This window comes from Altererythrobacter sp. C41 (assembly GCF_016803135.1).
In the GTDB taxonomy this organism is placed as follows: domain Bacteria; phylum Pseudomonadota; class Alphaproteobacteria; order Sphingomonadales; family Sphingomonadaceae; genus Pelagerythrobacter.
Genome location: NZ_JAEVFE010000010.1, coordinates 25,994 through 38,230, shown reverse-complemented (window position 1 = coordinate 38,230; position 12,237 = coordinate 25,994). Strand labels below are relative to the sequence as shown.

Below are 12,237 nucleotides of genomic sequence, written 5' to 3'. Positions count from 1 at the left end.
GATAGGCCGCATCGTAAGGTCGGCTCGAGTGGCATGAAATATAGGGCCGATTACAACGGGTGACTACTCGCCACTATCCGCCTGAACGCCGCCATCGCCGCGACTGACGACAAGCTGCCTGGAATAGAACCAGCCGATTCCGATCAGGCATACGCCGAGGGCGAGGAACGAGGCTATCCGCGCCAGTCCATCGAGGCCGGCCGCGTCAAAGATGAAGACCTTGAACACGGCGAGCAGCATCAGGACGAGCGAACCGATACGCCAGCTCCGCTGCCTGGATCGCGCGCCCCAGCCCAGAAATCCGAGCGCGACGGCAATCGCGAGAATGGAGCGCAGCAGATCCTCCTGTGGTTCGACAGGTCCGACAAGAATGCTCCCTGCGAAAAGCTGGCGCAGCTCGGAAAGCGCCAGGAGTGCTATCAATACCATGATGGCAGCGTCGCAGGCCGAGCGGGCCTGCCCATCATCATCGAAGTACCGGGCGCGCAACCAGACGAGCATACCGATGGCAATGCCGTAAGAGAGCAAGAGGAGGTTCGCGATCGGCCAGCCGCCGACGGCTTGCTGCGCCCAAAGCGGGTTATGAAGTACAAGGCTGAATACAACGAAGTGGCTCAGCGCCGCCAGCACAAGCGCTCCTCTTGCCGTTTTGGAGGCGAGAAGCCTGCCGGGCAATTGCGCGGCGCCGAGCGCGGCCGTCGCAAGCAGGGCTTGCCATACCGTCCGCTCGGCCAAACCAGCCTCGACGAAGCGGGCGATGTCGACAATCGCGAAAACCTGCTTGTAGGCAATGTGGAGCACGATCACCGCAAGCGATGCCGCTGCCGCAAGGCCAATGTGACGATACCGTTGGAGGACCCCGCGTGTCAGAAGCACGGCACCGCCTACGCTCAGCGCGAGCGGCGCGATCTGGAGGAACGTGTCAGCCAGTGAGGGCAGGTCCGTCAGCAGGACGGGTTCGCCTACCAGAGCCTGGATGCCTGCGAACGACCAATGCGCCAGTGGCGCGATCGCCCACAAAGCCCCAAGCATCAGTAGGGTGGCGAGGGCACCGGAACTGTCCGGACTGCGCCAGGCCAGACCCAGAAACGCCGCTGTAATGGCGATGGGCAACCAAAGTCCCGGCACTAGCATTGAGACCGCGCCATAGCCCAGCAGAGCCGCGAGCGCCTCGCCGAGATATCGGCTCCGACCGGCAGCCACGCTGGGGAGTAGCAGACCGAACGGCACCGCCGCTGCGAGCCAACGCAACGCCTCGAGCCCATGGGGCGCACCACCGCCTTCGCCGAATAGCAGGTCGATCTCTTGCCCGCGGCTTGTGGCAAGCAGCAGAATGAGACCTGTAAGGGCGACGCCCCACTGCAGTGCCTTGGGCAGATGGCCAGGCCGCTCGCGCATCAGGATGAAGATCGGCACGGCTATCACCGCGGTCACGAGAGGTGCGCTCCATTCGGGCACGGCGAGCAAACCGGAAAGTGTTGCCAAGACGGCAGCCGATGCCACGGCCGCAAATGGGCCCGGGTGGAACTCAGCCTCGCGCGAGGGCCTGCCTATCCAGGCAGCGACCGCCGGCAACACCGCGAGGCCAGACGCGCTCAGCGCCGCCGGCATGGCCTTGCTGCCAAGAAGCGAGAGGTCCAGTTGAAGGCAGCTCGCGGCCATAAGAGCGACCGGATAGGCGGCGAGCTGCGCCCAATCGATATCGCGGCCCTCCCGTCTCCAGACATGCAAGAGTGGCGTCGCGCCGAACACCAGCGCGTTGGCAGCAGCAATTCCGGCAAACCAGGCGCGCGGCGCTTCGGGCCAAGCAGCCAGCAGACATACCGACAGGGCGGCTGCCACGGCTCCGGCTTCTCGCATACGAGCGAACCGGGTCCCCAGGATCGCAATCGCCGCGCCGAGGAGCAGATAGCAACCCCAGGCGAGTAGGCTGTAGCCTGATCGATCGACCAAGGCTGCGATCTGCAGGCCCGCGAGGCCACCTGCCGCGAGGCGCCCTATGGTTCCCAGCGGCCCGCTACCCAGGAGGGATGGCAGCAGCGCGCCGATCAGCACGAGATAGCCGCCAATCGCAAGAACGGCCGCGTCGTCCGCGGGTCCGGCCACGAGCATCAAAGCACCCCAGCCAAGGCCTCCGGCGAGTGCAGCCAGCCCAAGCCACGAATATCGCTGTCTCTGCCCAGTGACCGTCAAACCGGCAGTGACGAGCGCGAGGTAAGCTGCCAGTAAGGGCAGGTTGGGTTCGGGACTCCCCGCAAGCGCAGGAGCGGCAAACCCGCCGATCAGCCCCAGAACGGCACTGGGCAGGCCGAAGCGGAACGAGAGGCCGATCGCGAGCGCGGTCACACCGGCCAGTCCGGCAAACGAGAAGGCTGGACCTATCAAGCCATAGTGGGTGCCGGCGAGGTAGAAGCTTGCGTACAGGGTCGCGAGACCGGCGCCGGCGAGCGCTTGCCGAACGCGCGCGTCGCTGACTCGGTGCTCGAAGCGGAACGCCAGTTCGGCTGCTGCTAGGAGCAGGGTGCCGAAACCGAAACCCATCGCGACACGAACGGACTGTGTCAGCATCCCCTTCTCGATCGACCAACGAACCAGGAAGAAGCCAGCAACCGCCAAGGCGATGCCTCCGCCCCAGATCGGAAGCAGACGGCCAAAGATCTCCTCGAAGTCGAAGCTGGGCCGGAAGCGATAACCGCGCTCGAGGAACGAGGGCTCACTTACGAGCTCATCCTCTGTGATGCGGGGCAGGCTTTCGGCGATAGGTGGTGTATCCGGGGGAAGCGAGGTCTCGACGTCAGGCTCGAACCCGTGCTCGGGCTGGGCCGGGGTGGGGGCTTCAGGAGGCGGTAGATTGACCTCTTGGGCGGTCCAGACCTGTTCGGGAAAGCTGGTGCTGTCCTCCAGTTCGGCGACCCTGCGCTCCAACGCCTCCATCCGCTGCCATATCCAGGCGAGCCCGCCAGCAAGCACGAATATCAGCAGGGTTTCCATCGCTAACGCCCCAAATTCATCACCAGTCAGCGACGGGTATCGTAAAACTGAACATTGCTCAATTAGAAAATTAGACACCGTTCATTTTTGTGCTATGCGGCGCCCATGGGACGTCGATCCGATCATACGCGCGAGCAGCTGCGCGCCTTGCTGATAGCGGAGGGACACAAGCTGCTGGCCGAGCAGGGCCTCGGCAAATTCTCCGGCCGCGAGGTGGCCAAGCGCGCCGGCTATACGGTCGGCACGATCTATAATGTCTTCGGGTCACTCGATCGCCTTGTCGCGGCAATCAACTCGCATACCTTCTTGCTCTGGGCAGATTTTCTGCGCGAGAGGCTGGCTGCGGGAGGCGACGACCGGATAAAGAGCCTTGTCGAAGGCTATTTCGACTTTGCGCTAGCGCACCCGAATCTCTGGTCGGCCATTTATGATCATCGCCTGGTCGACGCGGACGAGCTGAGCGAGACGGACTATAGTCAGCGCGCCGCGCTCACCGCGATCGTTGAGGACGAAGTGCGTGCTGTCCTGACTGATCCGACGATGCCAGGGGCGGATCGCTTTGCACGCTCGCTGATTGCGACGGTGCACGGTCACTGCAGCTACGTTGTCAGTGGGACCTTCGCGTTGCTGGAGGAGCCGGATCCGGTGGGTAGTGCTCTCGCGCGCGTTCGCGAGTGCCTCGCCGCGCAGAAGTGAGGTCCGCCTGACGTCCGCTTGCGCATTTGATGCAGGAGCGGAGCGGCCGCCCTCGACCCAATTACCGTCGCCAGTCAGTGCCTGAACGTAGGGCAGCTCACGACGGCTGACTTTTGCCTTGGGAACGTCAGCTATGTCGGCGCGAACCGCTACGATCCCCTAGGCCGACTACGGGTGATGAACTGTCTCACCACGCTCCAGCATAGACACAAACTCCGCGATGCGGCGCGCGCGCGTTTCTGCCTTCTTCACCGCAGCAATCCGGTACAGGATCGCGTACCGGTTCGCGCCTGTGAGGGTTGCAAAGAACTGCGCGGCAGCAGGACAGCGATCGAGGGCCGCCTGTAGATCGGCCGGTACTTCGGCTTGGCTCGCTGGCGCGTAGGCCGCTGCCCAGCGTCCATCCGCTTTTGCAGCTTCGACTTCGGCCAGTCCCGCTGCCCTCATGCGGCCCGCATCGATTAGTTCCAGCGCGCGACCGCGGTTCACCGCCGACCACTTGCTCGCTGGCCTGCGCGGCGTGAAGCGGACAATCCAGCTTATGTCGTCATATTTGTCCAGCTGCCCATCGATCCAGCCGTGGCACAGCGCGGAATCGATGGCCTCGGCCTTTGAAATGGTGGCGAGGGTTGATGCCTTCTTCGCGAATCTGAGCCACAGCCCCTTGCTCGTCCGCGGCTCGGCCAACAACCAATCCTCGAACGCCGGTTGATCCTGAAATAGCCGGATCGGCAGCCCACCGCGATGTTCGCTATCGTCCATTCCATCGAGGCTGAACCACCGTCCGCTTTTAGGCAATCCCATCTCACCGGTGTAGGACAGCTTTGTTGGCGGCTCCGGTCGACTGACGGTTCGCTGTGCCCAATGTTGGGCGGCGTGTCGTTTATTGGGAAGAGGCCAGTCCGCACACGACTCCATTGCGGACCCTGTCGCACCGAGGCAATCTCCCGCCATGAAGAGCCGCGTGATGAACGGCTGACAAAGATCGCGGAGATGCCGCAGTGAAGCAACTCATCCTTGCTCAGCTTGCCGTCTTGGCGATCCTGTTCGCATTTGTCGGATGGTGGGGCTGGGGGGATGGTTGAACGCGGCGATACGCTTGGCCTACTTGCTCCTCTCATCTTCGCTACCATCGTCCTCAAGGCCGCCCGCAAAAGGCCGCGGGCGGCTTGCGGGTTCCATGCAGCCGAACGCAAACCGATCGAAATCTACGGGCGCGAACTAGCCCTGGAGTAACAGCAAGCTTGCATTCGCTGCATCCCGCACCGCAATAAGCCGCCATGCGGATCGCGATCATCGACGAAAGCACCACGAGGGCGTCGATCATCGAAGAAGGGCTGGCGCAGCTACCCGATAGCGAGATATTCATCCTGACTGAGCGGCAGGGTCTCATCTCACGGCTCGAAGCGTTCGCGCCCGATGTCGTGCTGATCGATCTCGGCAACCCGTCGCGCGACGTGCTGGAGGAATACTTTGCCGTCAGCCGCGTGCTCGCCCGGCCCATCGCAATGTTCGTCGACGAGTCGGACGATGAAGCGATCGCCGCATCGATCGATGCCGGCGTTTCCGCCTATGTGGTCGACGGCCTTTCCGCCCATCGGATCAGGCCGCTGCTCGACCTGGCCATCAAGCGCTTCAATGCCTTCGCCAGGCTTCAGGCCGATCTGGCGGCGGCCGAGGGCAAGCTTGCGGAACGCGAAACCATCGATCGCGCCAAACGCATCCTGATGGATAGCAAGAAGCTCAGCGAGCCCGAGGCATACGCGGAGCTGCGACGCAAGGCGATGAGTTCGAACCGGCGGATCGCCGAGATAGCGGAAGCGGTCGTGACGGCGCACGATCTTCTGGGAGACGGAACGTGACCGAGCAACTGACCATCGGTTTCCTCCCGCTGGCGGACGCCTGCCTGCCGATCCTCGCGCACGAGCATGGTTTCGCCGAAGAGGAAGGGCTCGCACTGAGTTTCCAGCGCGATGTGAGTTGGGCAACCGTGCTCGATCGGCTGCTCTACGGCCACACCGACACCGCGCATCTGATCGCGCCACTGGCGATTGCCGCTACCCTCGGCCGTGGACGCCCTGCGCAGCCGCTGGCCGTGCCGTTCGTGCTCGGGCTAAACGGCAATGGGGTCACGATGTCCACCGCGCTGGCCGGCAGGATCGCGCGGTCGGGCACGTTCGAGGATCCCCGCCGGCTCGGTGCCGCGCTGGCAAGCGAGGCGGCGGAGCGCAAACGCGCTGGGGCGAAACTCCGCTTCGGTGTGGTCCACCGCTATTCCAGTCACAATTACATGCTGCGTTACTGGCTCGCAGCTTGCGGAATCAGGCCCGACGAGGACGTCGAGATCGTGACCGTTGCCCCTCCCTTCGTTGCGGACGCCTACGCCAGTGGGGAGATCGACGGCGCTTGTGTCGGTGAACCGTGGAACAGCCTCGCGGTCGAGCGCGACGTCGCCCGGATCGTGCTTGCCACCGCCCAGATCTGGCGAAGGGGCGTGGAAAAGGTCCTCGCGGTGCGACGGCCGGTACTGGATGGCCGGCGGCCTGCGTTCGAGGCGCTGATCCGCGCCATGCGCAGGGCCGGCCGCCACTTCGTCGATCCGGAGAACTGGGATGCGAATGCGAGGATCCTTGCACGGCCCGAGTATGTCGGCGGCGATCCGGCGCTCATCCGTCGCGCGATATCGGATCGCCTGGTTCTGCAATCCGGAGCAGAGGCCGTGCACTTTCCGGATTTCATGTTCCAGTACAGCGAGGCGGCCAACTTCCCCTGGGTCAGCCAGGCGCTGTGGCTGTACGCCCAGATGATCCGCTGGGATCGCTCCCCTTTCTCCACCGAGGAGGCCGCAGCGGCCGCGGCGGTCTTTCGGCCGGATGTCTATCGCAGTGCAATGTACGACACCGGCGATCCCCTACCGGGCGCCAGTTCAAAGGTGGAAGGAAGTGTCGCGCAGCTCACCTCGGTGGGCACACAGCAGGGCGTTATCACATTGTCCCCAAACAATTTTTTTGACGGTGCCAGCTTCGATCCGGAAAAGATGGAAGAGTACCTCGCCCGGCTTCCTTAACAGTCGAGTTTTTGCTGCATCGCAAAAAATACTTGCGAACGCCCGCTGATTCGATAACATTCCCTGCAGAACGGACGCCGCCCCAATGCCGGGAGCGAGCAACACTTCCGTTCGGTTCTTACATTGCGTGGCAACGTCGCCGCCCGATCTGGCTTCCTCCCGGAAGCCATGTCGTGGCGGCTTTTTTTTTGCGTTGTGCGCTGGTCCGGCGAGGTTTCGAGTGGGCGATCACGGCGCAGGTTTTCAGACGAAACACGGTCCGCGGCGGGTGCGGATCGGGGCGCTGGTTGCGCTCGCGGGCACGGCTTGGCCGCAAGTAGCAACGGCCGCGGCCGGCGATCCGGTCGAGGTCGGCGGCGGCGCAACGCTCGATCCGATCCTTGTCGCACGCCTGCGCCATGAAAGCGTCGATCAGGCGGGGATGCCCGAAGACGCCGAAGCGCTCACCCTGCGCGGCCGCGCCGGCGCCGAACTTGCCATTGACGGGTTCTCGTTCCTCGCCGAAGCCGAGGGCACGCTGGCGCTGACCGGCGATTACAACGACACGCTGCCCGGCAACGGTCTGGAGTCCTTCCCGGTCGTTGCCGATCCCGAGAACGTCGAACTTAACCGACTGCAGGTGTCATATATGCAGGACGGTACCGGCGTTATCATCGGACGCCAGCGGATCATTCTCGACAATGCACGCTTCGTCGGCAACGTCGGCTGGCGCCAGAACGAGCAGACCTTCGATGCCGTGCGCGGCCAGGCGAAGATCGGCCCTTTCGCCCTCGACGCGACCTACTCGATCTCGCAGCGAACGGTGTTCGGCGGCGACAGCCCGAACGAACACTTCGACGGCGATCTCGTCCTGCTCAATGGCGGGATCGATCTCTCCGTCGTTGAGAGCAAGGCGTTCGCCTATCTGATCGACTACGACACGCGGATCGCTTTCTCGAGCCAGACCTACGGGATTTTCGCTAGTGCCGACGTCCCCCTGGATCCCGTCAAGCTGAATGCCTCTGCCAGCTACGCCCGCCAGAGCGACTATGGCGCCAATCCGGTTTCCTACGACGCGGACTACGTCACCGCACAGCTCGGCGTCGGCGTATTCGGCTTCAATCTCGCCGCCAGTTACGAGGAACTCGGCAGCGACGGCGGTGTGGCCGCCTTCCAGACTCCGCTCGCGACGCTCCACGCGTTTAACGGCTGGGCAGACATGTTCACGACCACTCCGCCGAACGGCCTGCGCGACTATTCATTCACGGTCGGCCGCGCGTTCGGCGTACCGTTCCTGCCCGGTCTGAAGGCGGGCCTCACTTACCACAAGTTCGAAAGCGACTTCGCCGGGCTCGATTACGGAAGCGAGTGGGATGCCTCGGCCGGCTTCCAGCTCGGCCGGGTCGGGCTGCTGGCGAAGTACGCGAACTATCAGGCGGACGAGTTCGCCGTCGATACCGAGAAATTCTGGCTCCAGGCCGAAATCAGCTTCTAACCGGGAGTTTTGCAATGTCGTATCTCGCACCGAGTGAATTCGTCTCCAAGATGGTCGACGCCGGCGAATCCAAGATCTTCATGTCTACCAAGGATACACTAATCCGCGCCTTCATGGCGGGGGCCACCCTCGCGCTGGGCGCTGCGTTCGCGATCTCCGTCACAGTCCAGACCGGTGAGCCGCTGCTGGGTGCCGTTCTGTTCCCGGTAGGCTTCATCATTCTCTACCTGTTTGGTTTCGATCTCCTCACCGGTGTCTTCGTCCTCGCGCCGCTGGCCGTGTTCGACAAGCGGCCGGGCTGCACCTGGCGCGGGGTGCTGCGCAACTGGGGGCTGGTCTTTACCGGCAACTTCGCGGGTGCTCTTACGACCGCGGTGCTGATGGCCATCTATTTCACCTACGGCTTTCAGACCGAGCCGAGCGCGGTCGGCGAAAAGCTGGCCGGGATCGGCGTCGACCGCACACTCGGCTATGCCCAGTACGGCGCGGCCGGATGGATGACGATCTTCGTGCGCGGAATGCTGTGCAACTGGATGGTCTCGTCCGGCGTGGTCGGTGCGATGGTCTCGACCAACGTCAGCGGCAAGGCGATCGCCATGTGGATGCCGGTCATGCTGTTCTTCTACATGGTGTTCGAACATTCGATCGTGAACATGTTCCTCTTCCCGGTCGCGCTGATGATGGGCGGCGAGTTCTCGGTGCTCGATTACCTCTGGTGGAACGAGATCCCGACCGTGCTGGGCAACCTCGTTGGCGGGCTGACCTTCACCGGCCTGACCCTCTACGCCACGCACATCCGCACGAGCCCCAGCCGGGCGACGGCCCCGGTGGTTCTCGCCCGCGCCGCGTGAGGCCGCTCCCTCCTGCATTGCCGCACAGGCGCATGGCGGAAAGGAAACAATACGGATGAACGCCCCTACGACTTTCAATTCTGCCAGACCGGCGCGGGAGAAGCTGGTCGTGATCGGCAACGGCATGGCCGGGTGCCGGGCCGTCGAAGAAATCCTCGAACGCGACCGCGAGCGGTTCGACGTGGTGATCTTCGGCGCCGAGGCGCGGGTGAACTACAACCGCATCATGCTCTCCCCGGTCCTCGCAGGCGAGAAGACCTTCGACGAGATCGTGCTCAACGCCGCCGAGTGGTACGCCGAGAACGATATCGAGCTGGTCTCCGGCGATCCGGTCGACCACATCGACCGCGAGCGTAAGACGGTGGTCAGCCGCTCCGGCCGGGTCGAGCCCTACGACAAGCTGCTGATCGCGACTGGGTCCGATCCGTTCATCATCCCGGTCCCCGGCCGCGACCTGCCGGGCGTGGTCACGTTCCGCGACCTCGACGACGTCGACAAGATGCTCGCCGCCGCCGAGCAGGGCGGCAACGCAGTGGTAATCGGCGGCGGGCTGCTCGGGCTGGAAGCGGCGCACGGCCTTTCGCTGCGCGGAATGAACGTGACGGTCGTCCACCTGATGCCGACGCTGATGGAACGCCAGCTCGACGAGGCGGCCGGCTGGCTGCTGAAGCAGGAGCTGGAGCGGCGCGGGCAGACGATCCTGACCGGCGCGGACACAGAGGAGATCGTCGGGAGGGACGGCCATGTCGCCGGCGTGCGGCTGAAGGACGGGCGCGAGATTCCGGCCGACATGGTGATCATGGCGGTGGGCATCCGTCCGGCGACGATGCTGGCCAAGACCAGCGGCCTCGAATGCGAGCGCGGTATCCTGGTCGACGACCACATGGTCACTTCCGACCCCGACGTGCTCGCCGTCGGCGAATGCGTCCAGCACCGCGGGCAGTGCTACGGCCTCGTTGCTCCGCTGTGGGAGATGTGCCGCGCACTGGCCGATCACGTGACGGAACGGCCCAGTGGGTATGGGGGATCGGTCACTTCGACCAAGCTCAAGGTGTCGGGCATCGACGTGTTCTCCGCCGGCGACTTCTCGGGCAGCGATGAGGGCGAGGATATCGTCATGCGCGACGCCGCGCGCGGCGTGTACAAGCGCTTGGTTCTCGAGGAGAACCGCATTGTCGGCGCGGTGCTCTACGGCGACACCGCCGACGGCAACTGGTACTTCGACCTGCTGAAGAGGCAGGAGGACGTGTCGGAGCTGCGCGAGGGGCTGATCTTCGGCCAGGCATTCGCGCTCCGCGGGGGTGCGCTCGCGGACCCTGATGCCGCCGTTGCTGCCCTTTCGGACGACGCTGAAATCTGCGGCTGCAACGGCGTGACAAAAGGCAAGGTCGTCCAGTGCATTCTCGGGGGCGCCGCCAGCCTCGATGCGGTGCGCTCCACCTGTAAGGCGTCGGCCAGCTGCGGCTCGTGCACTGGGCTGGTCGACAGCCTGCTGGCGCTTACACTCGGCGACCAGGTTCAGGCCGGCCCCAAAACGATGTGCAAATGCACCAGCTTCGGTCACGACGACGTCCGCCGGTTGATCCTCGAGAAGGAACTCAAGGCGATCCCGCAGGTGATGCAGGAGCTGCACTGGACCACACCCGACGGCTGCGCCTCCTGCCGCCCGGCGCTCAACTATTACCTGCTCTGTGCCTGGCCGGGCGAGTACGAGGACGACCAGAAGAGCCGTTTCGTCAACGAACGGCTCCACGCCAACATCCAGAAGGACGGCACTTATTCGGTCGTCCCCCGCATGTGGGGCGGGATCACCACGCCGCAGGAGTTGCGCGCGATCGCCGACGTGGTCGAGAAGTTCGGCGCACGGATGGTCAAGGTCACCGGCGGTCAGCGGCTCGATATCTTCGGGGTCAGGAAGGAAGACCTACCCGCGGTCTGGGCCGACCTGAATGCCGCAGGAATGGTCTCCGGCCATGCCTACGGCAAGAGCCTGCGCACAGTGAAGACCTGCGTCGGTAGCGAATGGTGCCGCTTCGGGACGCAGGATTCGACCGGCCTCGGAGTCAAACTCGAGCAGATGAGCTGGGGCAGCTGGATGCCGCACAAATTCAAGATGGCGGTCAGCGGCTGCCCGCGGAACTGCGCCGAGGCGACGATCAAGGATTTCGGCGTGGTCTGCGTCGACAGCGGCTATGAGTTGCACATCGGCGGCAACGGCGGGATAAAGGTGCGCGCCACCGATCTGCTGTGCAAGGTCGCCACCGAGGAGGAGGCGCTGGAAACCTGCGCCGCCTTCATCCAGCTCTACCGCGAGGATGCGCACTACCTCGAGCGGACCGCACCGTGGCTCGAGCGCAAGGGGCTCGACTGGATCAGGGCGCAGATGTTCGACGACCCGGACGCCGTGCGACAACTGGCTGACCGGTTCCGCCATTCGCAACAGTTCATGCAGGACGATCCTTGGGCCAAACGCGCCGCCGGCGAACGGCGCGATCTGCACAGCCATCTCGCCACCGTCATCCCCGCCGGCATGGAGTACGCATAATGGAGGCGACATGGCTCGACCTCGGCCCGATCACGCAGATCGAACCGGGCATGGCGGCCACGCTGCCAGTGATCGGCGGCGAAGAGATTGCCGTGTTCCATACCATGCGCGGCGAGTTCTACGCGCTGGTCAACAAGTGCCCGCACAGGCAAGGCCCGCTCAGCCAGGGCATCGTTCATGGCGACAGCGTCACCTGCCCGCTGCACAACTGGCGTATTTCGTTGAAGAGCGGCAAGGCCCTCGGCGGTGACGAGGGCTGCGTTCCCACCATACCGTTGAAGATCGACTGCGGCCGGATCTATCTCCTGCGCGAGAGCGTGGTCCGGAAGCGGGCCGCATGATGGACGAGTTGCCAGCTGAGGCCGCCTAACCGAATCGAGATTGGCTTGGATGATCAATCCTGCTGATGCCAAGGCCGGGCGGTGGTCAGCTTGGCGGGATCGGTCGGGACGGCTTCCCCAAAGATTCTTACAATTTGCCTAGCGACGTGGGTGTATAAAGATCCGCGCGCAAGAATGGACGGCAACTTTACGGAAACCATTTGAACCGCTGAACGTCCGCAATGTCGGCGAAGTTGTATAGCAAGGAATTGGCACTGAGCAGCATACCCATA

Annotated in this window: 9 protein-coding genes; 7 read left to right on the top strand and 2 right to left on the bottom strand. The window is 64.0% G+C overall.

All coding sequences use genetic code 11. The annotated features are described in order from the left end of the window. Positions 1–63 precede the first annotated feature (63 nt). Positions 64–2,991 carry a DUF2339 domain-containing protein gene (locus JNO53_RS13690; RefSeq protein WP_203112510.1) on the bottom strand — a complete coding sequence of 976 codons (2,928 nt, stop codon included), beginning with the start codon at positions 2,989–2,991 and terminating at the stop codon, positions 64–66. A gap of 105 nt (positions 2,992–3,096) precedes the next feature. Between JNO53_RS13690 and JNO53_RS13685 the strand changes: the two genes are divergently transcribed. Then, entirely contained in the window at positions 3,097–3,687 is a 591-nt protein-coding gene (locus tag JNO53_RS13685; protein ID WP_203112508.1) for a TetR/AcrR family transcriptional regulator, read from the top strand. Positions 3,688–3,855: 168 nt separating this feature from the next. Here the strand turns inward: JNO53_RS13685 and JNO53_RS15405 are convergent, their stop codons facing one another. Further along, complete coding sequence (locus JNO53_RS15405; protein WP_238401927.1) at positions 3,856–4,449, bottom strand: YdeI/OmpD-associated family protein; 594 nt, start codon at positions 4,447–4,449, stop codon at positions 3,856–3,858. A gap of 518 nt (positions 4,450–4,967) precedes the next feature. On the opposite strand from JNO53_RS15405, the gene JNO53_RS13675 reads away from it, so the two are divergent. From JNO53_RS13675 to nirD, 6 genes are all read left to right on the top strand, one after another. Beyond that, positions 4,968–5,549: an ANTAR domain-containing response regulator gene (locus JNO53_RS13675; RefSeq protein ID WP_203112506.1), complete on the top strand. Its 582-nt coding sequence runs from the start codon at positions 4,968–4,970 to the stop codon at positions 5,547–5,549. Next, the gene (locus JNO53_RS13670; RefSeq protein ID WP_203112503.1) at positions 5,546–6,754 is read left to right on the top strand and encodes an ABC transporter substrate-binding protein; all 1,209 of its coding nucleotides are present in this window, start codon (positions 5,546–5,548) and stop codon (positions 6,752–6,754) included. The genes JNO53_RS13675 and JNO53_RS13670 overlap by 4 nt, the downstream gene beginning before the upstream one ends. Before the next feature lie 220 nt (positions 6,755–6,974). Next, entirely contained in the window at positions 6,975–8,228 is a 1,254-nt protein-coding gene (locus tag JNO53_RS13665; RefSeq protein WP_338015364.1) for an alginate export family protein, read from the top strand. A 14-nt stretch (positions 8,229–8,242) separates the two neighbouring features. Beyond that, positions 8,243–9,079: a formate/nitrite transporter family protein gene (locus JNO53_RS13660; protein WP_203112497.1), complete on the top strand. Its 837-nt coding sequence runs from the start codon at positions 8,243–8,245 to the stop codon at positions 9,077–9,079. A 55-nt stretch (positions 9,080–9,134) separates the two neighbouring features. After that, the gene (gene nirB, locus JNO53_RS13655; protein WP_203112494.1) at positions 9,135–11,624 is read left to right on the top strand and encodes a nitrite reductase large subunit NirB; all 2,490 of its coding nucleotides are present in this window, start codon (positions 9,135–9,137) and stop codon (positions 11,622–11,624) included. After that, complete coding sequence (gene nirD / locus JNO53_RS13650) at positions 11,624–11,965, top strand: nitrite reductase small subunit NirD (protein ID WP_203112491.1); 342 nt, start codon at positions 11,624–11,626, stop codon at positions 11,963–11,965. The genes nirB and nirD overlap by 1 nt, the downstream gene beginning before the upstream one ends. Positions 11,966–12,237 lie beyond the last annotated feature (272 nt).